We start from the raw sequence: 23883 nt of genomic DNA, 5'->3' as shown, positions 1-23883 counted from the left end.
AGCCTCCCTGATCATTTGGAGCACTCAGGGCATTTTGCAAGCTGATGGCCAGGGCAAACCTGGCTGGCTGTATGGAGGATCCACGGCTCTCCTCACTGCCAATGATGTTCGAGTCTCTCTCAATCATGGGAGCCTCCGAGGGCGCTCTGCCAGCTGATGGCCAGGGCAAACCAGGCGGCGTGCGGGATCCACTGCTCCCCCCAGCGCCAGTTCTGATCCAGCCGCTCCTTGTAGGCCTCGGGGATAAAGGCCACCTCGTTTTCGTCATCAAACCCTGAGGTGATGCCGTTGCAGATCCCCCCCAGCGCATTGGGATAACCGGCGGTGTAGGCGGGATTGTTGCTGCCATGACCCGCCAGCATGCAGGCGTTGAAGGGGTTTTGCCCCAGGATCCAATCGAGCTGGTGCTGGCCGAAGGTGCGCAGCAAGCGGCTCTGGTGCGGCAACTGCGCGGCGGCAAACGCCATGGCGGCGAGCGACGCCAGCCGGGCGTTCTCCCCCTGCCACCAGTAGCCCGACTCGTTGTGATGGGGCATAAAGAAGCTGACGCGGGGCGCTTCGCCAACCCCTTTCACATACTGGCGGGCGAGGGCAAACGGGTTGCCGGGGCGGGCGCAGAGCGCCAGCTCGGCGGCCAGCGCCTGCTCGATCACCCGCTGCACCGCGCTCTTGCGCTCCCAGTCCGGCTCGATTTCCACGTATTCCAGCAGGGCCAGCACCGGCAGGCCCGCCTCGGCGGCGTGGTAGTAGGGGCGCGCGCCATCCTCGTTGGCCGCCCAATAGTGGCCGAGCTCCGGGTGAGGGTGCTGGCGGGCGCAGAGCTTGCCGGCCCGCACTCTGGCCTCTGCCAGCCACTCTGGGCCCAGGGTGCGGGTCAGCTCGACCGCCGCCAGCAGGGCGCAGTAGTCGTCGATGATGTTTTCGACCCCGTCATCCAGATAGGCCAGGTTGTGCTCACGCAGGTGCAGGTAGCCGCGTCTGGCCGCCTCGGCGTAGCGGCTGGCATCAAAGTCGCCGCTGATGCTTTCGCGGGCGGCGCGGGCTAGGGCGGCGATGGCCATGCCGCCCCCTTGACGGAAACCGGCCTGCCAGTTGGCGGACTTGAGCCCCTGCTGGGTGGCGTAGGCGCACAGCTCCCGCTGCTCGGGATCCTTGCTCCACTTGTCGAACAGGGTCATATAGAAGAAGCCCGACTCATCCTGCATCCGGCAGAGAAAATCGGCGCCGTGCAGCGCCTCGTCATTGAGCCGCTTGCAGAGGTTGACCCCGTCGATGTCGCGGCGCGGGGCCAAGAGCTCGCGGCACTTGAGCAGGGCCCAGACCACCATGGGGGTCTGCTGGGGGTTGAGGTAGTTGGCGTAGGAGAGGTGGCTCAGGTATTTGCTCATGTCGCCGCTGGCATCGAACCAGCCGCCGTGCACATCTTTGTGCTGGTCGGTGCCAAACAGACGGGCGCTGCGGTCGGCCCGATCGAAGGCGCCGCTGGCGCGCTGTCCCTTGAAGTAGTGGATGACGTCGGAGAGGCAGCGTCTGGCCAGCAGATCGGGGCCGATGGCAAAGCGGGTAGAGCGGACAATGCCTTGGGCGGTGATCGCCTCCAGCCGATAGTGGCCGGGCTCTTGGAATGCCGAGAAGTCGGCGCGCCAGTAAGCACGGCACTGCCAGCCGGGGACGCTGCCGGCCGCTTGCAGCGGGGTTTCAAACAGGATCTGGCCATCACCCTGGCGTTGCAGCCTGACATAGCCGCCGAGATCATGGGCGGGGGTGGCTTGCAGCAGGGCGATCTTCTCCCCGTCGCACGGGTAACCCACCTGATTGATCAAGAGTTCCATCGAGGTATTACTCCTGTGGTTCACCGACAGACGGTGAGGCACATCACGGGGCCATGGCAGCCCCGTATCGAGGCATGGCCGGACAGTGCTGTCCGGCCGGTTCAAGGCTCACCCTCACTCGTAGAGGTAGCAGCGCACAAAGTGGTTGTCGGCAAGCTTGCTGACGGGGGGCAGGGTCTCCTTGCAGCGCGGCATCACCTGATTGCAGCGCCCGGCGAAGGGGCAACCGCAGGATTCCGGCGTCCAGAGCGGGATCTCCCCCTTGCGACCTCCCTCCAGTTCGGCGTGGATGCTCTTCTCGGGGTCGGGCACTGCCGAGATGAGCAGCTGGGTGTAGGGGTGCTGGGGGTGGTGCAGGATCTCGTCCACCTCGCCCCACTCCACCATGTGCCCGACGTACATCACCGCCAGATCCTCGGCCACGTAGCGGGCGGTGGCGATGTCGTGGGTGATGTAGAGCATGGAGACGCCGAGTTCGTCCTTCATCTGCTCCATCAGGTTGAGGATGCCGATGCGAATGGAGACGTCGAGCATGGAGGTGGGCTCGTCCGCCAGCACCACTTCCGCCTCCACCGCCAGGTTGCGGGCGATGTTGACCCGCTGGCGCTGGCCGCCTGAGAGCTGGTGCGGGTACTTGGCCGCGGTCGCCTTGGCGGGGGTGAGCCCCACCTTCTCCAGCAGGCCATAGACCATGTCGGGCAGGTCACGCTTGTCGATCACCTTGCTGTGCAGCAGCAGGGGGCGGGCGATGTGGTGGTAGATGGTGTGGGTCGGGTTCAGCGAACCGAACGGATCTTGCCACACCATCTGCACGCTCTGACGGTAGTCGAGCAGGGCGGTGCCCTTGTTGAACTCCTCCAGGTCGCGGCCGCGATAGAGGATGCGACCGCCAGAGAGCTTGTACATCTTGGCGATGATCTTGGCGATGGTGCTCTTGCCGGAGCCGGACTCTCCCACCACCGCCAGGGCACGGCCCCGGTGCAGGTTGAAGGTGATGTCCGAGAGGGCCCGCATCTTGCCGCTCTTGATGGCGTTGGAGTTGACGGGGAAGTCCTTGTAGAGGTGCTGGACTTCGATGATGGGGGCGTCGGTTTGGGCGATTTGCATGACAGACATCCTTAACAGCCAGCGGCCTTGTCCAGATAGATCAGGGGATCTTGTTGCTCATCCTGCGCCTCATAGAGGTGGCAGGCGGTTTGTTGGCCGGGGCGGATCTCGGCGAGCTTGGTGTACTGCTGGCGGCAGCGCTCGTGCACCTTGCCGCAGCGGGCCTGAAAGCGGCAGCCCACCGGCACCTCCAGCAGGTTGAGCGGGGTGCCCGGGATCCCCTCCAGCACCTTCTTGGGCCCGTGCAGGGGCGGGAAGGAGTTGCCGAGCCCCCTGGTATAGGGGTGCAGCGGCGCGGTCAGGATCGCCTTGGCCGGCGCCACCTCCACCAGTTCACCGGCGTACATGATGCCGATGCGATCGCAGAACTCCACCATCAAGGAGAGGTCGTGGGTGATGAAGAGGATGGAGAAGTTGAACTTCTCTTTGAGCGCATAGACCTTCTGCAGGATCTCCCGTTGCACCACCACGTCGAGCGCCGTGGTCGGCTCGTCCATGATCAGCAGCTCGGGGTTGAGTGCCATGGCGATGGCGATCACCAGCCGCTGGCGCATGCCGCCGGAGAACTGGTGCGGGTAGTCCTTGAGCCGGCTCGGGTGGATGTCGACGATGGCGAGCAGCTCCTGGGCGCGCTTGATCGCCTCATAGCGGGTCAGCCCCGGGTTGTGGGCCAGCAGCACGTCGCAGAACTGCTCCTCCATGCGCAGCACGGGGTTGAGCGCATTCATGGCGGACTGGAACACCACCGACACCTGCTGCCAGCGGTAGCTGCGCAGCCGCTCATCGCCGTAGTGGAGGATGTTCTCCCCCTTGAACAGGATCTCGCCGCCGCTGATGTAGGCGGGCGGCTTGTGCAGCCGCGCCACCGAGAAGGCGACGGTGGACTTGCCGCAACCCGACTCGCCGGCCAGGCCGAACACTTCACCAGGGGCTATGTCGAAGCTGACCGAGTTGACGGCGCGCACGTCGCCGTTCTCGGTGATGTAGTCGACGCAGAGGTTGCGTACCGACAGCAGGGGTTGTTGCGATCTCATGCTGTCTTCTCCTGTACGGCCGGCACCGGCGTGGTGACGGGGGCGGCGAGTTTCTTCCAGCGATTGAGCCCCTTGTGGGAGCGCAGCTGCGGGTTGGCGATTTCGTCGATGGCAAAGTTGAGCAGGGCCAGGCCGGCACCGAGCGTTGCGATGGCGAAGCAGGGGGCCAGGATCTCCCACCAGGCGCCGACCAGGATGGCGCTGGAGGTCTGGGCGTTGTAGAGCATGATGCCCCAGCTCACGACTGTGGGGTCGCCGAGGCCCAGGAACTCCAGGGTCGCCTCGGTGACGATGGCGTAGATGATGGAGCCGATGAAGCTCACGCCGATGATGGAGATGAGGTTCGGCAATATCTCCACCAGGATGATGCGCCAGGCCGGCTCCCCCAGCACCTCGGCGGCGATGACAAACTCTTTCTCCCGCAGGGCCAGGGTCTGGGCACGGATGACCCGCGCGCCATAGGCCCAGGAGGTAAAGCCTATGATGAGGGCGATCACCGCCGGTGACGCCTCCCCGATGAAGCTGGCCAGCACCAGCAATAGAGGGAGGTTGGGGATCACCAGCACCACGTTCATCAGGAAGGTGAGGCACTCGTCCACCAGACCGCCGAAGTAGCCGGCGGTGATGCCGATGGCGACGGCGAGGGCGCACACCAGCAGGCCCGCGCTGAAGCCCACCATCAGGGAGATGCGGGCGCCGTTGGTGAACTGGGCCCAGATGTCGTGGCCCATGCGGGTGGTGCCCATCACGAACTCGGTGCTGGGGGGCTGGTGGGGGCGGGCCACCCGTTTGGTCGGTTCGTTGCCGGCCAGAATGGGGGCGAACAGGGCCATCAGCACGAAGCTGACCACGATGAAGAGGCCGCAGGCGGCCTTCTTGTTGCCCAGCAGGATTTTCAGAATAGTCGGCATGCGCATCTTATTTGCCTCCGGTACGCAGACGGGGATCCAGGAAGACGTAGAGCACGTCGGCCAGGAAGTTGAAGCTGAGCATGGTGATGGTCATGATGAGCAGCTGCCCCTGAATGAGCGGGTAGTCGCGGGCCAGAATGCCCTGATAGAGGGTCAGGCCCAGGCCGGGATAGTTGAAGATCACCTCGGTGATGAGGGATCCGCCGATGACGAAACCGAGCGCCATGGAGAGGGCGGTGACGCTCGGCAGGATGGCGTTGCGGGCGCCGTAGTTGAAGATCACCCGGTTGCTGGAGAGTCCCTTGGCCTTGGCCATGGTGATGTAGTCCTCGCCCAGCAGGTTGATCATGTTGTTGCGCATGGTGATGAGAAAGCCCCCCACCTGCACCATGGCCAGGGTGCCCACCGGCATGATGGCGTGGGTCAGGATGCTCTTGATGTGATCCCAGCCCCAGTCGGGGGTGATCTCCGGGCTGTAGGCGTAGCCGATGGGCAGCCACTCCAGGCTCACCCCGAACAGGAAGAGCGCCAGCAGCGAGATGACCACAGGCGGAATGGCCTGCATCACCAGGGTGAGCGGGGAGAGGATGCTGTCGAGGCGACCGCCCCGGTGCCAGGCGGCGAAGATGCCGACGATGGAACCGATGGAGAAGCTCAGGATGGTGGAGGTGCCCACCAGAAACAGGGTCCAGCCGATGGCGCGGCCGAGCACGTCGGCGACCGGTTGGGGGTAGTAGCGCACCGAGGTGCCGAGATCCCAGGTGAAGACGCTCTTCACATAGGTGAGAAACTGGGTGCCGATGGGGCCGTCCACGAAACCGAAGGTGGCCTTGAGGGCCTCCAGCGCGGCGGGTTCCATCATGGCGCCGGCCCGGGCAAACATGACGGAGACGGGGTCCCCCGGCATGGCTCTGGGCAGCAGGAAGTTGATGGTGGCGGCCACCAGAAAGGCGACCAGATAGAAGGAAAAGCGTCTCAGTATGAATCCCATGATGATACCTTTTACTGCTGGTCCGCCCCGCGCCGGGCATAGTTACCCCAACCCCGGCAGAGCCGGGAGATAAGGGGAATGGGCGGGGAAGAGGGCCCCCCGCAGGGGGCCGGGATTGATTAGCTGTTCGGCTTGAGTGACAACACGTGCAGCAGACGCTCCGGGGTATCCGGGTGAACCTGCGGCTTGGCGACCGGGTTGTCGGCACTGAACCAGCCGTGGAAACGCTTGGTGCTGTATTCGTACCAGGTCGGGTTGTTGAATACCGGGATGATGGTCTGGTTGGCACCGACCCTGTCCTGGATCTCGAACATGATCTCCTTCTGCTTGGCGGCATCGGCGGTCTGGGTAAAGTCGTCGATCAGCTTGTCGAGCGCCGGATCCTTGTAGCGGGGCGCCGCGAAGCGGTTGCCGCGCTCACCCATGTTGCGGGAGTGGAAGGCGGTCTCGAAGTACTTGTGCGGGTTGGCACCGGCAAAGTAACCCTGCAGGGCGACGTCGAAGTCACCGGTGATCAGGTTTTCGGTCCAGACGGTGGCTTCCGGGGTGGCGGTCTTGGCGTTCAGGCCCAGAGCCTGCAACCCTTCCACGCCGATCTGGGCGGTGTTGACCCAATCGGTCCAGCCGTTCGGTACCAGCACCTTGAACTCGATCTTCTGGCAGGTGGGGGTGTCGAGGAACTTGTCGCCGTCACAATCCTTGTAGCCGGCCTGTTTCAACAGGGCCTTGGCCCCTTCCAGATCGAACTTGTTGTACTTGCCGTACTTCTTGTCCACTTCCGGGTTGTTCCAGGAGTCGAACGCCTTGCCCAGACCTGACGGGTACTCGTTGACGGTCGGGTAGCCGTAGCCCGCGATGTCCACCATGGACTGGCGGTCCATCGCCATGGAGAAGGCGCGGCGGAAGTTGACGTCGTTGAAGGCTTCGTGGTTGCCCGGTTTCTTGGCCTGGAAGTTGACGTTGAACGCCACAGTGCCGGAGGCCGGGAACCAGTATTTGTTGTTCTTGGGATCGTTGCCGACGTAGAGGCGCTCGATGTCCGGCACGAAGGAGCCGAACCAGTCCACGTCCCCCTTCATCACAGCGGCCAGTACCTGGTCGTTGGTGGCCATCTGCGGCATGCGCAGGCAGTCGATGGAGAGGTTGGCGTTGTCCCAGTAGTGTGGGTTGCGGCACTGGGTGTAGAGCTGGGCGGAGAAGTTGTCCACTTCGGTGAAGGGACCGGTGCCGACCGGCTTGTCGTTGGTGAAGGCGACCGGGTCTTTCACCGATTTCCACTGATGCTCCGGTACGATGGGCACCAGCACCAGGTCGTTCACCACGTTGGTGTTGACGTCGGTCAGGTCGAACTTGATCTTGTTGGGAGCCAGCTTCTCGACGCTCTTGATCTGGGTCCAGATTGAGCGCTCGTCCAGCGCCTTGTTGGCCTTGACCAGGTTGAAGGAGAAGAGGACGTCATCGGCGGTAAAGGGCTGACCGTCCGACCACTTCACCCCGTCACGCAGATCGAAGGTGACGGACTTGAGGTCCTTGCTGAACTCGAAGTGGGTGGCTAGACGATAGACGGGTTTGCCACCCTGCATATCGTTGAAGATCACCAGGGGTTCATAGATGAAGTGACGGGTGGTGTGCAACAGACCCGCTTGCAGGAAGGGGTTGAAGTTTTTGACCCACGCGGTTTCCTGTTGTGCGACCAGAGTCAGCACCGTCTTGTTGTCCGCCGCCATGGCGTTGCCGGCAGCGCCGGCAAGCATCATGGTGCCCAGCATTACAGCAGTAGAGATTTTGGATACTTTGGCAAGCATATTATTTCCTTTCTTATTTATATTCCTTGTTTGGATTTGAGCACCGACTTCGCATGCTGGGGAGGTCGGCCCTCAATGTTGGTCAGGTTTTTCACCCTTGTAGTTGTGTCATCCAACGTCCCTAGCAAAGCAGAGTTAACAGGAAAACAACAACTGTTCAGATCGTCGATATCGTAAAAATCGGCGCCATCACGTCAATTTCGTCAAAATGGCTTTTAACTCGATTTAAATCATGAGGTTATGTTAATTGCTCTGACGTAATAAGTCCCCGTCAATCTGCCCCTCATGACAATTGTGTGAATTGGATCGGCTCTCGTTTTGACGTGGTGAGCGGGCTTAATTTTGCACAAAAAAAAACCGCCCCGCCAAGTGTGAGCCAGGGCCCAGATTGGAGATGGGGTGGGGAGGGGATGCGCTAGCTCTTGCGGGTGGCGAGCTGGCGCAGGGTCTGGGCGCTGTGGTGCAGCTGCTGGCGCTGGGCCTCGTTGAGCGGGCCGTGGCTGAGCACGTATTCGGCAGTGGCGACCACCGTCTTCCAGCGCGGCGCCTTGGGCAGGGTATCCAGGCTCAGGTACTTGTCGAGGGTGCGGGTCTGCGGGCTGGAGCGGTCCATGTAGACCCGCCACAGCTTGCTCTTTTCGGCCAGCACTATCTTGCCCTTGCCGGTGCTCTGCTGCCAGGCATCCAGGGTGAGCCGCATGGTGTCCACCAGGGCACGGCGCAATGGCTCGTCATCCTGCTGGCGGATGAGGTCGTCGGCGAGCGAGCGGAACTCCCCGCCCAGCCGGCTCAGCTCGCCCAGCAGCTGGCCATCCTCGATGATGGCCTGGCGCGACAGGCTCTTGAGGGCATTCTCCAGCGCCATCACCCGGTTTTCGTCGGGCCTCGATTCGGTGCTGAGGGCCAGTGCATAGGCGGCCTGCCCCCCCAGGCTGATGGGCAGGGCGCGGGCGTTGAGCTCGTCCCGCTGGCCCGCCACCAGAAACGCCAGCGACTGTTCCTGGCCGGCCTGCAGCCCGGGCCACTGGCTGGCCAGCGGGCTGGCCAGCCAGTCGTCCAGCGGCTGCCCCTCCATGGCTTCCGGCTCCTGGCCCAGCAGGCGAGCCAGCACCCGGGAGGCGAACAGCACAGTGCCCTGACCATCGATGAACACCATGGGGTCGGCCCCTTCGCCGAGCAGGGCCAGCAGCCGCTGCTGATCCTGATGCAACTGCTCCTGCAGCACCAGCCGGTGCTCTATCTCCTGCTTGAGCAAGCGGTTCTCCACCAGAGAGGCGCGCCCGGCGTTCGCCTCCAGCAGGGCCCTGACCCGGGCGAACAGCTCCTCCTTGCAGAAGGGTTTGACCAGGTAGTCGTTGGCGCCGGCATTGAAACCCTCCTCGATATCCTTGGGCTGGTTGAGGGCGGTGAGCAGCAGCACCGGCAGCTTCTCCTTGGGATGCTGCTCCCGCAGCCGGCGGCAGACGTCGAAGCCGGAGAGGGTCGGCATCATCACGTCCAGCAGGATGAGGTCGACCGGCTCCTGGGCCAGCTTGGCCAGCGCGTCGTGGCCGTCGCTGCTGGGCAGGATGCGATAACCACAGGGCTGCAGCAGGTGGCGCAGTATGTGCAAATTGATGGGTTCGTCGTCCACCACCAGGATGAGGGGCGCATCCTCGGGGGGCGGAGGGAGGTCATCGCTCTCCCACTCCGGCAGGGCGAGCGGCTGCTGGCGCACCAGCTGGTGTTCGATCTGGCGGCTGTCGAGGGTCAGGCTGCCCGCCTTGCCGCTGGCGAGCGGCAGGGTGAAGGCGAAGGTGGAGCCGACGCTCGGCTCGCTCTCCACGAACAGCTCGCCCCCCATCAGGTGTACCAGCTGGCGGGTGATGGAGAGGCCGAGACCGGCCCCCTGCTTGCTCACCTCCGGGCTCATCTGCACCAGCGGCTCGAAGATGTGCTCCAGGTGATCCCTGGCGATGCCGATGCCGGTGTCGGTCACCCTGATGTGCAGGAAGTTGCCCTCCACCAGGGCGCTCAGCACCACCTTGCCCTGTGGCGTGTACTTGATGGCGTTGCCCACCAGGTTGTAGAGCACCTGTTCGAGCCGCTGCTCGTCCGCCAGCACAGGCGGCAGCTCGGCCGGGGTTTTGTCCACCAGGGTGAGCGGTTTGGCCTGCACCAGGTGCTGGCAGAGATCCAGCACCAGCCGGATGACCCCCTTGGAGGAGACAGGCTGGGGGTGGATCTCCAGCTGGCCGTAGCGCATCTGGTGGTAGTCGAGCAGATCGTCCACCAGCCGCGCCAGGCCGTCGGCACTCTTGATGATGAGCCCGAGCTGTTTCTGCTGCCCTTCGGTCAGATCCTGCTGGCTGGCGAGCATGGACTCGGCCATTCCCTTGATGCCGTGAATGGGGGTGCGCAGCTCGTGGGAAGTGTTGGCCAGCAGCTCATCCTTGAGCTTGTCCGCCTGCTGCAGGCTGAGGTTCTGCTTGTGGGTCAGCTTGACCTGCTGCTGCAGCTCCTGGGTCTGCCGCTCGATGAGCTCGATCTTGTCCTTTACCGAGCGCTGCATGTGGCGAAACGCCTGGGCGAGCCGGTCGATGTCGTCATCGGTGCGGGCGATGGCGATGGGGTGATCCAGGGCGCCGTCGGCCACCTGCTCGGCGGCGGCGGTGAGGGAGCGCAGCGGCGCCGTGATGGAGTGGGAGAGCCAGCGGGAGAAGAGGATCAGCAGCAGCAATGAGCCGGCCCCCAGCAGGATCACCAGGGTCTCCAGCTGGCGGATGGGGCGATAGGCCTCGCTGGTGGAGATCTCGGCGATGAAGGCCCACTCGGTGTCGAACACCTTCACCTGGGTGTAGGCGGCCAGCACCTCGTCCTCGTGGTAGGAGCGAAACAGCCCGACCCCCTGCTCGCCGGAGAGCGCCTTGACCACCAGCGGGGTCTGCAGCGGCCGGAAGTTGGGGCTGAAGCTGTTCTCCACGCTGAACTCGGGGGCCAGCCAGGCGTTGGCGCGCATCCGCTTGTCCGGGCCGATGAGGATGGTCTCGCCGGTTGCACCGAGCCCCTCCCGCTCCGCCATGATCTGGTTGAGCTTGTCCGGCAGCAGCTCGAAGATCACCACGCCGCGCACATAGTCGTACTGCATCACGGGGGCGGCCATGTAGGCGACCACCTGGCCGGTCAGCTCGTTGCGGCCAAAATCGGTGAACTCGAAGATCTGTTGCGGCTTCTGGCCGCCGTCGAGGCGCCGTTTGATCTTGGCGAAGGTCTGGCCCAGACCACTCGATTGGTAGGGGCCGGAGAGCAGGTTGGTGGCGAAGTTGGCGCGCTTGGTGACCGAATAGACCACGTCGCCGTTGAGGTCGATCAGGAAGATGTCGCTGTAGTTGGACTTGCGCACCATGTCGGCGTAGCCGCGATGAAAGCGCTGATGCACCCGGCCATACATCTCGTCCGCCAGGATCAGGGCACTGATGGAGGGCTCGATGTCGGGGGTGTTGTCGGGCTTTTGCAGCTGATCCCAGGAGCCCGGCACATAGCGGGCCTGGGCGCGGGCGCGGGCCTCCTGCGGTGTGGTGCCGAGTTTCTCGAAGGCGCCGGTGAAGCCGTAGAAGCGACCGATACTGTTGCCGGCAAAATCCTGCTGGGAAAAGTTGATGATCTGCTGTTTGAGGTTGCCGAAGTAATCTTCCAGCTGGCTCTTCTTGATGTTGCGAACGGAAACCAGATGGTTGGAGGTCTGGGTGGTGAGATCCTTGCCGTGGCTATAGAGGAAAAACAGGGTGACAACCAGGAAGGGCACCATGGCCAGCATAAAAAATGCCAGCATCAGCTGCGGCCTGAGTCCACGAGGCTTGAAGATCCATTTCATCGGGAGATTTTCAATTGAGAATCCGGTTACTAACCGCCGCAAGTCTCTGATTAAAGGCTAATCATTTCAATGACTTTATCTTGAATTCGCCTGCTGGGTCACAGCCTGGCGCGTTTTTTTTGGGCAAGCCGTTTAAACCCTGAGCAAACAGCACGAGAAAGGGCTAAAAGTGAGAAAAAAGGGTTGTGCCTCTGCTCGGGGTACGTATAATGCGCCTCGTTGTCAGGCAACTGGCACACAAGCAGTAATGCGGGAATAGCTCAGTTGGTAGAGCACGACCTTGCCAAGGTCGGGGTCGCGAGTTCGAGTCTCGTTTCCCGCTCCAATCTTCCATGGCACCAATCATGGATATCACTTTCAAGGCAATGCCTTGTCAGCATGGCGCGTTAGCAAAGCGGTTATGCAGCGGATTGCAAATCCGTTTAGTCCGGTTCGACTCCGGAACGTGCCTCCATCTTCTCCCTGTCTGAATTTTCCGATATCGACCGTTTCGTGCGGCGTTTTGTCGTATCAGTATCCCTGCTGCAGCAACAGCTGTTCGCAACCCTGCTGTTGCCACTCCCGCTCCAGATAGCGGTTTACCTGTGTCAGGTCCTGTCCCCGGTACTGAAACTGCACTTCGGCCGAGTGTTCGGTCACATCCATCATCTTCTGTTTCAACTGACCGCACTGCCACAGGCTGACGGTGGGGGCCCCCTTGTAGGCCAGGGTGATGCTGTCGTCCCGGTTGAGCTGCCAGTCCTGCCATTCCGACCAGATCAGCAGGCCCAGGATCCCTATGATCGCCATTTCTGCGGGTTTCATCGCCTTGACTCCATGTTGACTGCCAACTCATTAAATCTGGTCAAACGCGGCCGCTTTGCCAGCTTTTGTTGCCTGTAAGTTAATGGATGTAACCCAATTTCACTTTGTGGCTTTTCAGGGCGTTTTTTGCGAAAAAATGGGATTCCTGGTGTAGTAATCCTACAAATTGTGGAGTAATCTTTGCTCAGTGGTCTTACCAGTGAGGAGTGCTATCATGTTTCATCCCTATTCCCTTACTCAGATAATTCTTCGTCGCCTCTATGTGCTGCTGGTGGGTATGCTGGCCTTCCCCGTGATGCTGTTTCGCAGCGACCGGGCCCGTTTCTACAGCTATCTGCACCGGATCTGGAGCAAAACCAGCACTAAACCGGTATGGCTCAAGATGAGCGAGCGCGGCGAGCGGATCTTCTACTGAGGTCCCGGCTTGATGACAAAAGAGACAGCTTCGGCTGTCTCTTTTGCATTTATGGCCCCTGGCCGCACAAATTGCATTCAACAGGGAGAAATGAGGTCTGTATGGCGCCCCTTGCGCCAGGTTTTGTCCTGCATGATGAGGGCGGGTGGCGCCGCGGTACAATCCGGCCCGCGGGATCCCGGGTAGAGTGGCGACTCATTGATCCGAGGAGCTTTTTATATGTCCGATATTTTCAAGGCCGCCTTCATCTTCGTTGCACCGGGGGCGGATCCCGCCCGCCACGCCAGCTGGGTCAAGACGGAGAACGTCCATGTGAAGACGATCGCCGTGCCCGACTACCAGGGAGGCCGTGAACTGCTCGACGAGCTATATCGGGAGGGGATCCGGGCGGTGGAGCTGTGTGCCGGGTTCGGTCACCTGGGGGTCGCCGCCATGGTGGAGGCGGCCGCGGGTCGCATGGAGATAGGCGTGGTGCGCTTCGATCGCCATCCCTGTCTCGACCATGTCAGCGGTGATACCCTCTTCCTGTCCGCCTCTGAACCGAGCCTGTGAGCAACATCGTAGCCCGCCATGATGCAGTGCCGTAAATTTCAGCCCGCTCCCGATCTGGCGCCCTGGCTGGCGCAAGGTTGGGAGTGGCGCCTTGGTCACCCCCAGCCGATGCCTGAGATCTTCCCCGGCACCGGGGCCGAGATCCTGTTCAATCTGGGGGCTCCCCTCACCATCACGATCCTCTCGTCAGCAGATTTGCACCGCACCGTCACCGTGGCCACGGGGGTTGCCGTGTTGCTCTGCCCGCGCCATGCCCGCCTGCGCTTTGCCGCCCATGGCCAGACTCATCTGCTGGGGCTGCGGCTGCGCTCTTCGGCCTGTTTCGATCTGTTTGGCGTGCCGCTCGAGCAGTTGAGCGATCGGGTGCTGCCCCTCGATGAGCTGGGGATTGTCTGCCCCGACCCGCAGTGGTTGATGCAGGAAGGGGCAGGGACGCTGGGCGCCTGGTTGCGCCGGCAGGTGGCGAGTCGTCCGCCGCGGGATCTTGCGCTGGTGCGGGCGATAGAGCGGCTCTATTACGGCACGCCGGCGATTGAGTTACAGCTGCAACTGGGGATGAGCGCACGCACCTTTCAGCGGCGATTGCGCAGCCATCTCGGGGTAGATGCCCGCTATTTTCTACGTACCGCCCGCTTTCAAAGGGCGCTGCGCCAGCTGCTGTCGGGCACCCCGTCGCTCGATGCTCTGCTGGAACAGGGCTATTGCGATCAGCCCCATTTCATCAAGAGCTGCCACTTCTTTACCGGGCGCTCGCCCGGGCAACTGCTCACCCCTGAGCATCAGCGCCTCAACCACTACAGCCCGCAGATAAACCGGCCGGCCGGATCGCTCTGACGACCCCGCCCGCTCGGCGCTTTTCCATTCATATTGCCTTGCGACCAGCTCGCCTCTCGCCGCAGCGCGCTGGTGAAAATGTGCCGGCAGACCCGCGTCGGGATGGTCGGGGAGGCGAACCGGTTACCCCGTCACCGCCATGCCATCGTCTCTGTCGCCGTCTTGATGTCAATGCCCTGTGGCCGAGAACATCCTAAAAACTCCTTTTAAAACAGCACGCTACTAATTGTGTTTTTTATAGATGTGCCGATTTTGCATTTTTTTTGAAATCATTTCGTCGCATCGCCGGTTCTATGGAAGGCATCCGGTCGCGAATGATCGGGCACACCACACACAATCAGAAGGAACAGAGAATGAACGTTAAAAAGAGCACTGCCATCGCCTCCGCCATGACCGGTCTGCTGGCCCTCGGCGCCCAGTTCATTGCCGCCCCGGCCATGGCTGCCGACGAGAAGGAGAAGTGCTACGGCGTGGTGAAGGCGAGCAAGAACGACTGTGCGACCAAGACCAACTCCTGCGCCGGCACCGCCAAGATGGATGCCCAGGGCGACGCCTTCGTGGTGGTGCCCAAGGGGCTGTGCGAGAAGCTGGCCGGCGGTTCGCTGCAACCCAAGTAAGGCTGGGTGCCACGGTGTTGTGCACCGTGGCTCTCTTTTGATGGCCAACCGCGAGTCTTTGCGATGAACCCCTTGATTGGTATTGGATTGCGAACCCCCCATTACGACGAGATGCTGCGTACCCTGCCGGCCGTCGGCTGGCTGGAGGTGCACAGCGAGAATTACTTCGAACGGCACAGCCGGGGTTTTCAGGTATTGAGCGAGCTGGCCCGGCACTATCCGGTCAGCCTGCACGGGGTCGGCATGTCCCTGGGGTCGGCCGATGGGCTCGACCTTGCTCACCTTGCCAGCCTCTCGGCCCTGGCCGGCGCCATCAAGCCGGTGCGCATCTCGGAGCACCTCAGCTGGGGCAGCATCGGGGGGCGCCACTTCAACGATCTGCTGCCAGTACCCTATACCCGGGAGGCCCTGCTCACCATGAGCGACAAGATCATGCAGGTGCAGGATGCACTCGGCTGCCGGCTGCTGATCGAGAACCCCTCTTCTTACCTGCAACTGGCGGGAGAGATGCCGGAGTGGGAGTTTCTGGCCGAGCTGCAACGGCGCAGCGAGTGCGGCATCCTGCTCGATCTCAACAACCTCTACGTCAGTGCCTTCAACCACGGCTTTGCGTGCCGTGACTATCTGGCTGCCATCGATATCGCCACCGTGGGTGAAATCCACCTGGCCGGTTTTACCGACAAGTCCCTGCCGCTGGGGCACCTCTATATCGATACCCACAGCGCGCCGGTGAGCGAGCCGGTCTGGGCCCTCTATGCCGAGATCTGCCGCCAGCGCGCCATCCCCACCCTGATCGAGTGGGATCTCGAGATACCGCCGCTCCCCGTGCTGTTGGCGGAGGCTGAGCGTGCGAGCACCCTGCTGGATGCCGCCATGGCTGCCCATCCTGAGTCGGAGGCCGCCCATGTCTGAGCTGGCCCACCGGCAGCAGCAGTTTGCCGAGGGGCTGCTTGGCCAGAGCGAGGCCATTCTGCCCCACGTCCATTCCCGCCTCTTCCCGGCCGATGCCGTGCTGCAGGTCTATCGCAACCACTTCATCCTGAGCCTTGGCGAGGTGCTGGCAGGCAGCTACCCGGCGGTTAAGGCCATGGTGGGGGAGGCGTTTTTCGACGCCGCGGCGCGCGGCTTCGTACTGGCGGAGCCCCTCTGCGAAGGGAGCGTGATGCACTATGGCGCCGGTTTTGACGACTGGCTCGCCGGGCTGCCCACCACCGCCGAGCTGCCCTGGCTGGGGGAGCTTGCCCGCTTCGAGTGGGCACTGGAGCGCACCAGTCTGCTGGCCCCCGAGGCACGCCACTGGCCGGCCGAGCGGGTGGCGGCTCTGCCGCCAGCGGCCTGGCAGACGCTGGTGCTGATCCCGGCCTGCGATCTGCTTCTGTTTGACAGCCTTCGCCCGGTGGAGGCCCTCTGGCAGATGGCTCTGCACCAGGGTGAGGCGGTGCACGATCTGGCGGCCCCCGCCTGGCTCGCCCTCAAGAAACAGCCCGATTGTCGGGTATTGCCGCTGCGCCTGAGCGAGGGGGAGTGGCGCCTGCTGGATGGTTGCCGCCAGGGCATCGCCCTGTCGACCCTGCTGGCGCAAGATCCGCAGGCTGCAGAGTATCTGACCCGCCTCGTCACCCTGGGCCTGCTGGTCGATGTGACCTCAACGCTGGAGTAAATTCGATGACAAACCACAAGTTCCCCCTGATGCAGCAACGGGGGCCAGCCGCCCCCTGGTGGCTGAGCGGCGCCCTGTTGCTGCTGGCCAGATGCTGGGTGGCGGCGGTCTTCTTGCGCTCCGGCTGGCTCAAGCTGAGCGCTTGGGACAGCACCCTCTACCTGTTCGAGTTCGAGTATCGGGTGCCCCTGCTGCCCTGGCAGTGGGCAGCCTGGCTGGGGACGGCCACCGAGTTGCTGCTGCCGGTGCTGCTGCTGCTTGGGCTTTTCACCCGGCCGGTCGCCGCCCTGCTGTTTGCCTTCAACATCATGGCGGTGCTCTCCTATCCCGCCCTCTGGGCCGGCGGCTTTTACGATCACCAGTTGTGGGGCTGGATGTTGCTGACCCTGGCTGTGTGGGGGGCGGGGCCGCTGGCCCTGGATCAGTGGCGCCTTGTCAGGCGGGGATGAAGCCGCCACACTGGCACTCTCATCAGGCACCCTGCGGGGTGCCTGTGCATTTCATCACAAGGAGAAGAGGCGATGATCATCCGGCAGGCAACGCAGGCAGACATTCCCGCGCTGGTGACCCTGCGCATGGCGCTGTTTTGCGAGGTGGGGGAGCTGAGCGAGCCGTTGGCCGATCTGCCGCTGTGGCAGGCCACCACCGCCTATTTCAGCACGGCGCAGGCCGAGGAGAGCGCCCGCTCCTGGGTGGCGGAGGTGGATGGCGAAGTGGTGGCGAGCGCGACCCTGGCGCTCTTCGTGCGCCCGCCCTATCCCGGCAATCTGACGGGGAGGGAGGGCTATCTGCTCAACATGTATACCCTGCCTGCCCATCGCCGGCAGGGACTGGCCGGTGCCCTGCTGGACCAGATGGCGGACTATGCCAGGGAGCAGCAGCTGGGCCAAGTCTGGCTCCATGCCAGCGAAGAGGGGCGGCCCCTCTACGAGCGGATGGGGTTTGTGAGCAACCCCGCCTATCTGGAGTGGCAACCCGGGTGATCCCGCTTGCCGCCCTGCCCGTATCACGCCTGCCAACGGGAGACGGGCACTGCGAACCTCTCCCTGGCTGTGGCAAAATCTCGGCCAAATTCTGATCGAGTCACCACGCTCAACTATGATCAGCCTCAACAGGCTCGTGCCGGTTCACCTTGACGCCGAGTCTTGTGCCCGTTCCCACCTTGTCAGGTCATTACAGAGGTATGACACCCATGTTCAACAACAAGCTGAAGGCGCAACTGCAGGCCTGCCAGGCACAGCTCGCCGAGTCACAGGGCTTCGTGGAAGCGGTCAAGGCCGGGATCGCGACCATCATCTTCACCCCGGATGGCGAGATCCTGGAGGCCAACCAGCCATTTTTGAGCCTGATGGGTTACAGCGCCATCGAGCTGCAGGGTCAGCACCACCGGATGTTTTGCAGCCAGGAGCTGGCCCGCTCCGCCGAGTACCAGCAGTTCTGGGCCCAGCTCAAGCAGGGCAGGGTCAAGTCCGGCATCTTCTCGCGCCGCAACAAGCGGGGCGAGGTGGTCTGGCTGGAGGCCAGCTACTTCCCGGTAAAGTCGCAGGGCAGGGTGACCCAGGTGATCAAGATCGCCAGCGACGTCACCGCGGAGCATCAGCAACTGCTTAACCAGGAGGCGGTCTCCAAGGCGCTTGAACGCTCGCTTGCCATGATCGAATTCACCCCGACCGGTGACATCCTCTCGGCCAACGCCAACTTCCTGAGTTGCGTCGGCTACACCCTGAACGAGCTCAAGGGGCGCAATCACCGCATCCTGTGCGATGACGCCTTCTATGAGGAGAACCCCCGCTTCTGGGAAGAGCTGGCTCAGGGGCAATTCAAGTCCGGGCTCTTCCTGCGGCGCAACAGCCATGGTGATGCGATCTGGCTGGAGGCCACCTACAACCCCATTCGCGACGAGAGCGGCAAGGTGAGCCGGGTCATCAAGTTTGCCAGCGACATTACTGATCGTGTCACCAAGAGCCATGCGGTGCGCGATGCCACCCAGGTGGCTCACGCCACGGCTCAGGAGACCCAGCGCTGTGCCGAACAGGGGGCAGAGTTGCTGCGCTCCGTGGTGGAGACCTCGTCGCTCATCAGCGAGCAGGTGGACAAGACCATCCTGCTCATCAACCAGCTCAACGAGCAGTCCAGAAGCATAGAGGCCATCGTCTCCACCATCAGCAGCATCGCCGATCAGACCAATCTGCTGGCCCTCAATGCGGCCATCGAGGCGGCCCGCGCCGGCGATCAGGGGCGCGGTTTTGCGGTGGTGGCCGACGAGGTGCGCCAGCTGGCGGCCCGCACGTCGCTCTCCACCGACGAGATAGCCAAGGTGGTGCAGAAGAACCGCGAGCTGACCGCCAGAGTGACCGACGACATGGCCAGGGTGGCCGGCAGCGCCGAGCTCGGCAAGCAGCAGATCGACAAGGTCAACGAGGTGATGGTGGAGATCCGGCAGGAGGCCAACAACGTCTCGGCAACCGTCTCCAGCCTCTCCATCTAGTCTGCTGGCGGCCCCTCTTAGGATGCGGGCCGCCTTGACCACTATTTCAACGACCTGCACGCAATGTGAGCAGTCGAAATCCCAATCTGAACCCCTGCTGTATCGCTCCCTGCTTGTGAATTGCCCGCCGGCGGCGGCCTGTTTAGGCTTGCCGACTCATTATTTCTGGAGCAGATAAAGACGATGGCAACGAGAAGAGAGGGCAGGGCGCTGGCGCTGCTGGCAGGTGTGGTGGCAAGCGTGGGACTGAGCGGCTGCATGGGGCAGATGGGGCTCTCCTCCATGGTGACCAAGGGCAACCTCAGCGTGGTGGACAACCGTTACGGCCGGGCCGGGGTCTTCATCCTGCTCTCGCCGGTCTACGGTCTGGCGGCCACCGCGGATCTCTTCGTGTTCAACACCATCGAATTCTGGTCGGGCAAGAACCCCATCACCGGCAAGTCGCCGGCGCTGGTGGATCAGAAGCTCGACGCCCTGATCAAGGTCAACCAGCATCTGGATCCCTCCCTCAACAAGGTGCCGCTGGCCCTGCTGCCGCAAGGGGTACGCGAGGTGGAGGTGAGCTACCCGGACGAGCGCACCGCCCAGATGGAGGTGCACTACCTGGACGGGCGCAGCAGCCTGATGCGCGGCGAGAAGCGCGGCGAGTTGCTGGACATCTACTTCGACGGCCGGCTGGTGTCGACCCTGACGCCGGCCCAGCTGGAGGAGCTGGCAAGCCGCCACCCCGCCATGGCCTGAGGCCGTGGCCTGAGACGACAACGCCCCGCTTTGCGGGGCGTTTTGCTATGGGCGACTCTGGCTGCGGGGTGGATGCATCACCAGGCCCAGCAGCCGGCGCAGGTGGGTGAGCTGTTCGGTGAGCTGCAGGTTGAGCCACAGATAGCCGCTGATGGCGGCCTCGCCGCCGGCGTCGATCCGCACCCTGCCGGCCGCCTCCTGCAGACGAGCGATGGCCAGCTCCGAGCCCTGCAGCTCGCCGCTCTTGAGCATCAGCGCCAGCTCGCTCATCAGCGCCTCGGTCGCCTGCTGGCAGGCGCGCAGTTCCGGGGTGCTCTGCATCAGGAAGTGGCTCTGGCGATCGCGCCAGTAGGTGTTGGCCAGCATCTCCAGGGTGCAGAGGGTGTTGCGCATGGTGGTCTGGATCGCCTCGAACAGGGCGCTGCCAAGGCGGGTCTCCTTGACCGCCGGGGTCAGCAGGGGGCGCAGACTTACCATCTTGGAGAGCAGTCTGGCGTGGCTGTGGGCGAGCCGCGGTCGCTCCAGCACGTTGGGGGAGAGGTGGGTGTGATAGAGCCGCTGGGCCTGCTGCAGGGTATCGTGCATCTGCAGCCGCCAGTGGCTGTAGGCGCGCTGGGGATAGATGCTGCAAAACAACAGCGCCAGCAATGAGCCCAGGATCACGTCGGCACTGCGCCACAGGGCGGTCTCGATGTCGCCGGGCATGGCCCCCATGGTGACGCCGAGGGTGATGCCGATGAGCAGCCCCACGTAGGGGCGCTTGCCGAGCGCCAGATAGCCGCACAGAAACATGATGCAGCCGCACCACAGCAGCATCAGCGGCAGGGAGTAGAGCTCGAGATAGAGCGCCACCACCCCGCAGCTGGCGCCGAAGATGGTGCCGACCACCCGCTGCAGGGCGCGCGACAGCACATTGCCCCAGAACGAGATGGGACCCATCACCACCACCAGGGTGATGAGGGGCCAGGTGCTTTCCGGCAGCTTGAGCTCGCGGGTCAGCAGAAAGGTGAGCATGAAGGCGAGCGCGATGCGCAGGCCGTGGACGATGCGGTAGTGACCGTAGATCAGCAGATCGAGTCGGGAGAGGGGGGCATTCAGGCGCAAGGGACAAGCCTCGAATTCATGGGGGCAACCACCCCGCCACGCCCGGCGGGGTGGAGACCGGTATCAGGCCACTCGTCCCTGGAGTGGGTGGATCCAGACCCGCTCGCCGACCGCGATGGCCGGCTGGGCGGGGACGATTTCAATCAGGCAGTTGGCATCACTCATGGAGCTGAGGATGCCGGAGCCCTGCGGCCCTGTGGTGCGTACCCGCAGCACGCCGCTGGCGTCCTGATGGAAGATGCCGCGCAGGAACTCGGTGCGCCCGGGTCGGCTCTTCATCTGCTGCTCGGCCAGCGCCGATAGGCGCAGCGGCTGCCACTCCCGGCCCTGCAGGCGGGCGATGGCGGGCTCGACGAACTGCAGGAAGCAGATCATGGCGGCCACCGGGTTGCCGGGCAGGCCGAAGAAGGGGGACTGCCCCAGCTGGCCGAAGGCGAGCGGGCGACCCGGCCGCATCTGGATGCGCCAGAAGGCGATCTGGCCAAGCTCGGCCAGCACCTGCTTGATGAAGTCGGCATTGCCCACCGACACCCCGCCCGAGCTCAGCACCAGGTCGGCGTTGGCCGCGGCCTGTGCCAGCTGCTGGCGCAGGATGGCGGGATCATCGGGGATGATGCCAAGGTCCATCACCTCGCAGCCAGCCCCGGCGATGAGCGCCATCAGGGTGAAGCGGTTGCTGTCGAAGATGTGGCCGGGGGCGAGCGTCTCGCCCGGTGCCTGCACCTCGTCGCCGGTGCTGAATAGCGCCACCTTGAGCGGCGCGCGTACCGTCAGGGTTGCCTGCCCCAGAGAAGCCGCCAGCCCGAGCTGAGGGGCGCCGAGGCGGGTGCCGGCCGCGATGGCGACCGCACCTTTGGCGAGATCTTCCCCGGCCTGACGCACGTTCTGCCCCGCCTTGACGGGGGCACTGACGCTGACCCATTCACCGTCAAGCCGGGTCTCTTCGCGCATCACCACGGTATCGACACCGGGGGGGAGCGGGGCGCCGGTCATGATCTGCACCGCCTGTCCGGCCAGCACCGGCTCGCTGCGCGGCTGGCCCGCCAGCACCTCCCCCACCAGCTGCCAGCGGCCGGCGGCGAGATCGTCGCTGCGCAGGCCAATGCCGTCCATCGCCGAGTTGGCATGGGGCGGCACATTGATGGGGCTGACGAGATCCCCCGCCAGCACGGCGCCGTGGCAGCGGGCGAGCGGCAGGTCACGGCAGGCGGTGGCTGGGGTGAGGGCATCGAGAATGGCGTTGCGGGCAGCCTCGACCGACAGAAAGCCGTTGCCAGCCTCCTGCTCCCGCGTCTGGCTCTCCTTGAGCCAGTGGCAGACGAAGTCGGCGATGGCCTCCAGATCATTGATATCGAGCCGGGGCAGGGCGGTCTGCTGGGGCTGATCGCTGGCCAGGGCGATGATGTCGCGATCAATCGGGAACAGCAGCGGCTTGCCGATGGCGGCGCGGTGCAGCTCGATTTTCGGGAAGTGCTCGTGCTTGAATCCCTCCACCAGCAGCAGGTCGAGGCTGCGCTGATCGAAGCTGGCCAGCAGCTCGCGAAAATCGGCCTCACCCAGATCGGTCTCAACGATGCGGGCGTGGCGGCGGCGGGAGGCCACCATCATCTGGCTGGCGCCGGCCTGGCGCAGGCGATGGCTGTCCTTGCCCGGCTGGTCGATGTCAAAGTCGTGGTGGGCGTGCTTGAGTACCCCGAGGCGCAGACCGCGGCTCACCAGCAAAGGGATGAGCTGCTCGAGCAGGGTGGTCTTGCCGGTGCCGCTCCAGGCGGCAAAGCCGAGCAGGGGCAGGGTGGGGGCCGGGGTCATGAGGTGGCTCCTTGCCCGGTCGCGGCGTCTGGCAGGCGCGCCTCGTAGGCGGCCAGCTCGTCCGGGCTGTTGAGATTGATGAAGGCATCCGGTTGGTCGGCAAAGCTCACCACCGCCATATTGTGGCGGGCAAACCAGATATCGATTTTGCGCTCTCCCTCCGCCAGCGCGGCGGACAGGGAGGGGAGCAGGGACTTGTGCAGCAGGGCCACCACGGGTTGCAGCCAGTCGCCGTCGTGGGCCACCACCAGCTCGGTCTGCGGGGTGAGGGCGGCGCGAAAGCGCACCATCAGATCGCGGGGCAGGGCGGGGCCATCACAGGGCACGAACAGCACCCAGTCGTGGCGGGCGGCGGCAAGGCCAGCCTGCATGCCCGCCAGCGGGCCGAGATAGTCGGGGCTGTCGTCGCCGATGACCGGGGCCAGTGCCTGGTAGCGGGCCTGGCTGCGGTTGGCGTTGATCAGGATCTCGTCCACCTGGGGCCTCAGTCGGTCAAGCACGTGGTCGATGAGCGGGCGGCCCGCCAACTCGACCCAGCCCTTGTCGGCGCCCCCCATGCGGGTAGCGCGGCCGCCGGCCAGCACCACGGCGGAGACGGGAAAGCGGTCAGTACGAGGTTCGCTGTGTGAGGTCATGTCGCTCGATGATTTTCAAAGGAGTGGGTTCGTGCAGCCGGCCCCGGGCGAGGGTCCATTGCCGCTCGCACAGGTCGGTCAGATCGTTGCTCTGGTGGCTGATGATGACCAGGCCGCTGCCCTGTTCCCGCAGATCTTGCGCCATGGCGGCCATCAGGGCAACCGAATGTGCATCCAGATTGGCGGTGGGCTCGTCCATCAGCAGAAAGGCGGGCTGCAGTGCCCAGGCGCGGGCCATGGCCAGCCGCTGGCGTTCGCCGCCAGACAAAATGCTGATGTGCTCGCGCGCCAGGCTCTCCAGTTCGACCCGGCGCAGCGCCTCGAACACCCGCACCTCGTCGGCGGCGCGATGGCCGAGGGCCCAGGCCACGTTGTCGTGTACGCTGCGATCAAACAGGTAGGGGGTCTGGTGCAGGTAGGTGACCCGACCCGGCCCCGGATCGCGCTTGAGCCACTGGCCAAGTTTGCCGCGCCAGCCAGAGGGGAGGTTGGTGTGGCCCCGGGTCGGGGTGAGCAGGCCGGCCAGGATCTTGAGCAAGGTGGTCTTGCCCACCCCGTTGGCGCCGCGCAGCCAGACGGCGTCGCCGGCCGCGATGGAGAGCTGCTCAATCTGGAACAGGTCGCGCTCGCCAAAGCGCATCATCAGCTGGTGGGCGGTCAGGGCCATGGCGTACTCCGGTGGATGGACGGT

Annotated in this window: 22 protein-coding genes and 2 tRNA genes; 12 read left to right on the top strand and 12 right to left on the bottom strand. The window is 63.9% G+C overall.

What is annotated here, in order from left to right; genetic code table 11:
* Nucleotides 1–119 precede the first annotated feature (119 nt).
* The 7 genes from I6L38_RS13005 to I6L38_RS12975 all read right to left on the bottom strand — a co-directional run bounded on the left by I6L38_RS13005 (nucleotide 120) and on the right by I6L38_RS12975 (nucleotide 11533).
* Complete coding sequence (locus I6L38_RS13005; protein WP_216988599.1) at nucleotides 120–1832, bottom strand: glycoside hydrolase family 9 protein; 1713 nt, start codon at nucleotides 1830–1832, stop codon at nucleotides 120–122.
* A 114-nt stretch (nucleotides 1833–1946) separates the two neighbouring features.
* Nucleotides 1947–2939, bottom strand: a complete 993-nt coding sequence (locus tag I6L38_RS13000; RefSeq protein ID WP_025201337.1) for an ABC transporter ATP-binding protein — start codon at nucleotides 2937–2939, stop codon at nucleotides 1947–1949.
* Nucleotides 2940–2950: 11 nt separating this feature from the next.
* Nucleotides 2951–3973 carry an ABC transporter ATP-binding protein gene (locus I6L38_RS12995; protein WP_211028368.1) on the bottom strand — a complete coding sequence of 341 codons (1023 nt, stop codon included), beginning with the start codon at nucleotides 3971–3973 and terminating at the stop codon, nucleotides 2951–2953.
* Nucleotides 3970–4890: an ABC transporter permease gene (locus I6L38_RS12990; protein WP_017778439.1), complete on the bottom strand. Its 921-nt coding sequence runs from the start codon at nucleotides 4888–4890 to the stop codon at nucleotides 3970–3972. Before I6L38_RS12990 ends, I6L38_RS12995 begins: the two co-directional genes overlap by 4 nt.
* A gap of 1 nt (nucleotide 4891) precedes the next feature.
* Nucleotides 4892–5875, bottom strand: coding sequence for an ABC transporter permease (locus tag I6L38_RS12985; RefSeq protein ID WP_216988598.1), 984 nt, complete (start codon nucleotides 5873–5875; stop codon nucleotides 4892–4894).
* 119 nt (nucleotides 5876–5994) lie between these two features.
* Nucleotides 5995–7680 (bottom strand): ABC transporter substrate-binding protein, encoded by a 1686-nt coding sequence (locus I6L38_RS12980; RefSeq protein ID WP_005303255.1) that lies wholly within the window; start codon nucleotides 7678–7680, stop codon nucleotides 5995–5997.
* Between the two features lie 415 nt (nucleotides 7681–8095).
* Complete coding sequence (locus I6L38_RS12975; RefSeq protein ID WP_216988597.1) at nucleotides 8096–11533, bottom strand: ATP-binding protein; 3438 nt, start codon at nucleotides 11531–11533, stop codon at nucleotides 8096–8098.
* A gap of 249 nt (nucleotides 11534–11782) precedes the next feature.
* Here I6L38_RS12975 and I6L38_RS12970 point away from each other — a divergent pair.
* Nucleotides 11783–11858 (top strand) — tRNA-Gly (locus I6L38_RS12970).
* A 55-nt stretch (nucleotides 11859–11913) separates the two neighbouring features.
* Nucleotides 11914–11987, top strand: a tRNA-Cys gene (locus I6L38_RS12965).
* A 56-nt stretch (nucleotides 11988–12043) separates the two neighbouring features.
* Here I6L38_RS12965 and I6L38_RS12960 read toward each other — a convergent pair.
* Complete coding sequence (locus tag I6L38_RS12960; RefSeq protein ID WP_010633270.1) at nucleotides 12044–12337, bottom strand: hypothetical protein; 294 nt, start codon at nucleotides 12335–12337, stop codon at nucleotides 12044–12046.
* A gap of 214 nt (nucleotides 12338–12551) precedes the next feature.
* On the opposite strand from I6L38_RS12960, the gene I6L38_RS12955 reads away from it, so the two are divergent.
* From I6L38_RS12955 to I6L38_RS12910, 10 genes are all read left to right on the top strand, one after another.
* Entirely contained in the window at nucleotides 12552–12752 is a 201-nt protein-coding gene (locus I6L38_RS12955; protein ID WP_005303249.1) for a YbfA family protein, read from the top strand.
* Between the two features lie 219 nt (nucleotides 12753–12971).
* Nucleotides 12972–13304 (top strand): DUF6506 family protein, encoded by a 333-nt coding sequence (locus tag I6L38_RS12950; protein ID WP_216988596.1) that lies wholly within the window; start codon nucleotides 12972–12974, stop codon nucleotides 13302–13304.
* Between the two features lie 18 nt (nucleotides 13305–13322).
* Nucleotides 13323–14138: a helix-turn-helix domain-containing protein gene (locus I6L38_RS12945; protein WP_216988595.1), complete on the top strand. Its 816-nt coding sequence runs from the start codon at nucleotides 13323–13325 to the stop codon at nucleotides 14136–14138.
* A gap of 353 nt (nucleotides 14139–14491) precedes the next feature.
* The gene (locus I6L38_RS12940; RefSeq protein WP_005303242.1) at nucleotides 14492–14755 is read left to right on the top strand and encodes a DUF2282 domain-containing protein; all 264 of its coding nucleotides are present in this window, start codon (nucleotides 14492–14494) and stop codon (nucleotides 14753–14755) included.
* 63 nt (nucleotides 14756–14818) lie between these two features.
* Nucleotides 14819–15667 (top strand): DUF692 domain-containing protein, encoded by an 849-nt coding sequence (locus I6L38_RS12935; RefSeq protein ID WP_216988594.1) that lies wholly within the window; start codon nucleotides 14819–14821, stop codon nucleotides 15665–15667.
* The gene (locus I6L38_RS12930; RefSeq protein ID WP_216988593.1) at nucleotides 15660–16415 is read left to right on the top strand and encodes a DNA-binding domain-containing protein; all 756 of its coding nucleotides are present in this window, start codon (nucleotides 15660–15662) and stop codon (nucleotides 16413–16415) included. Before I6L38_RS12935 ends, I6L38_RS12930 begins: the two co-directional genes overlap by 8 nt.
* Before the next feature lie 5 nt (nucleotides 16416–16420).
* Nucleotides 16421–16864 (top strand): DoxX family protein, encoded by a 444-nt coding sequence (locus I6L38_RS12925; RefSeq protein WP_017781950.1) that lies wholly within the window; start codon nucleotides 16421–16423, stop codon nucleotides 16862–16864.
* A gap of 72 nt (nucleotides 16865–16936) precedes the next feature.
* A complete protein-coding gene (locus I6L38_RS12920; RefSeq protein ID WP_216988592.1) occupies nucleotides 16937–17398 on the top strand; it encodes a GNAT family N-acetyltransferase in 462 nt (153 codons plus the stop codon).
* Between the two features lie 209 nt (nucleotides 17399–17607).
* Entirely contained in the window at nucleotides 17608–18903 is a 1296-nt protein-coding gene (locus I6L38_RS12915) for a PAS domain-containing methyl-accepting chemotaxis protein (RefSeq protein WP_216988591.1), read from the top strand.
* Nucleotides 18904–19023: 120 nt separating this feature from the next.
* Complete coding sequence (locus tag I6L38_RS12910; protein WP_216988590.1) at nucleotides 19024–19644, top strand: DUF3332 domain-containing protein; 621 nt, start codon at nucleotides 19024–19026, stop codon at nucleotides 19642–19644.
* Nucleotides 19645–19689: 45 nt separating this feature from the next.
* Here the strand turns inward: I6L38_RS12910 and I6L38_RS12905 are convergent, their stop codons facing one another.
* The 4 genes from I6L38_RS12905 to I6L38_RS12890 all read right to left on the bottom strand — a co-directional run bounded on the left by I6L38_RS12905 (nucleotide 19690) and on the right by I6L38_RS12890 (nucleotide 23859).
* Nucleotides 19690–20748, bottom strand: coding sequence for an FUSC family protein (locus I6L38_RS12905; protein ID WP_005303226.1), 1059 nt, complete (start codon nucleotides 20746–20748; stop codon nucleotides 19690–19692).
* 63 nt (nucleotides 20749–20811) lie between these two features.
* Nucleotides 20812–22557, bottom strand: coding sequence for a bifunctional molybdopterin-guanine dinucleotide biosynthesis adaptor protein MobB/molybdopterin molybdotransferase MoeA (locus tag I6L38_RS12900; protein ID WP_216988589.1), 1746 nt, complete (start codon nucleotides 22555–22557; stop codon nucleotides 20812–20814).
* Complete coding sequence (gene mobA, locus I6L38_RS12895; protein ID WP_216988588.1) at nucleotides 22554–23192, bottom strand: molybdenum cofactor guanylyltransferase MobA; 639 nt, start codon at nucleotides 23190–23192, stop codon at nucleotides 22554–22556. Before mobA ends, I6L38_RS12900 begins: the two co-directional genes overlap by 4 nt.
* Nucleotides 23164–23859: an energy-coupling factor ABC transporter ATP-binding protein gene (locus I6L38_RS12890; RefSeq protein ID WP_017781957.1), complete on the bottom strand. Its 696-nt coding sequence runs from the start codon at nucleotides 23857–23859 to the stop codon at nucleotides 23164–23166. The genes mobA and I6L38_RS12890 overlap by 29 nt, the downstream gene beginning before the upstream one ends.
* Between the last annotated feature and the right edge of the window lie 24 nt (nucleotides 23860–23883).

Origin of the sequence: Aeromonas sp. FDAARGOS 1408 (assembly GCF_019048665.1) — a bacterium.
In the GTDB taxonomy this organism is placed as follows: Bacteria; Pseudomonadota; Gammaproteobacteria; order Enterobacterales; family Aeromonadaceae; genus Aeromonas; species Aeromonas dhakensis.
This window is presented reverse-complemented; position numbering and strand designations above follow the sequence as displayed.

Coding starts and splice junctions, on each gene's coding strand:
- I6L38_RS12945 (WP_216988595.1), top strand. CDS start 13,323: ATGATGCAGTGCCGTAAATTTCAGCCCGCTCCCGATCTGGCGCCCTGG.
- I6L38_RS12915 (WP_216988591.1), top strand. CDS start 17,608: ATGTTCAACAACAAGCTGAAGGCGCAACTGCAGGCCTGCCAGGCACAG.
- I6L38_RS12940 (WP_005303242.1), top strand. CDS start 14,492: ATGAACGTTAAAAAGAGCACTGCCATCGCCTCCGCCATGACCGGTCTG.
- I6L38_RS12975 (WP_216988597.1), bottom strand. CDS start 11,533: ATGAAATGGATCTTCAAGCCTCGTGGACTCAGGCCGCAGCTGATGCTG.
- I6L38_RS12995 (WP_211028368.1), bottom strand. CDS start 3,973: ATGAGATCGCAACAACCCCTGCTGTCGGTACGCAACCTCTGCGTCGAC.
- I6L38_RS13000 (WP_025201337.1), bottom strand. CDS start 2,939: ATGCAAATCGCCCAAACCGACGCCCCCATCATCGAAGTCCAGCACCTC.
- I6L38_RS12985 (WP_216988598.1), bottom strand. CDS start 5,875: ATGGGATTCATACTGAGACGCTTTTCCTTCTATCTGGTCGCCTTTCTG.
- I6L38_RS12950 (WP_216988596.1), top strand. CDS start 12,972: ATGTCCGATATTTTCAAGGCCGCCTTCATCTTCGTTGCACCGGGGGCG.
- I6L38_RS12935 (WP_216988594.1), top strand. CDS start 14,819: ATGAACCCCTTGATTGGTATTGGATTGCGAACCCCCCATTACGACGAG.
- I6L38_RS12920 (WP_216988592.1), top strand. CDS start 16,937: ATGATCATCCGGCAGGCAACGCAGGCAGACATTCCCGCGCTGGTGACC.
- I6L38_RS12900 (WP_216988589.1), bottom strand. CDS start 22,557: ATGACCCCGGCCCCCACCCTGCCCCTGCTCGGCTTTGCCGCCTGGAGC.
- mobA (WP_216988588.1), bottom strand. CDS start 23,192: ATGACCTCACACAGCGAACCTCGTACTGACCGCTTTCCCGTCTCCGCC.
- I6L38_RS12930 (WP_216988593.1), top strand. CDS start 15,660: ATGTCTGAGCTGGCCCACCGGCAGCAGCAGTTTGCCGAGGGGCTGCTT.
- I6L38_RS12890 (WP_017781957.1), bottom strand. CDS start 23,859: ATGGCCCTGACCGCCCACCAGCTGATGATGCGCTTTGGCGAGCGCGAC.
- I6L38_RS12980 (WP_005303255.1), bottom strand. CDS start 7,680: ATGCTTGCCAAAGTATCCAAAATCTCTACTGCTGTAATGCTGGGCACC.
- I6L38_RS12955 (WP_005303249.1), top strand. CDS start 12,552: ATGTTTCATCCCTATTCCCTTACTCAGATAATTCTTCGTCGCCTCTAT.
- I6L38_RS12925 (WP_017781950.1), top strand. CDS start 16,421: ATGACAAACCACAAGTTCCCCCTGATGCAGCAACGGGGGCCAGCCGCC.
- I6L38_RS12990 (WP_017778439.1), bottom strand. CDS start 4,890: ATGCGCATGCCGACTATTCTGAAAATCCTGCTGGGCAACAAGAAGGCC.
- I6L38_RS12960 (WP_010633270.1), bottom strand. CDS start 12,337: ATGAAACCCGCAGAAATGGCGATCATAGGGATCCTGGGCCTGCTGATC.
- I6L38_RS13005 (WP_216988599.1), bottom strand. CDS start 1,832: ATGGAACTCTTGATCAATCAGGTGGGTTACCCGTGCGACGGGGAGAAG.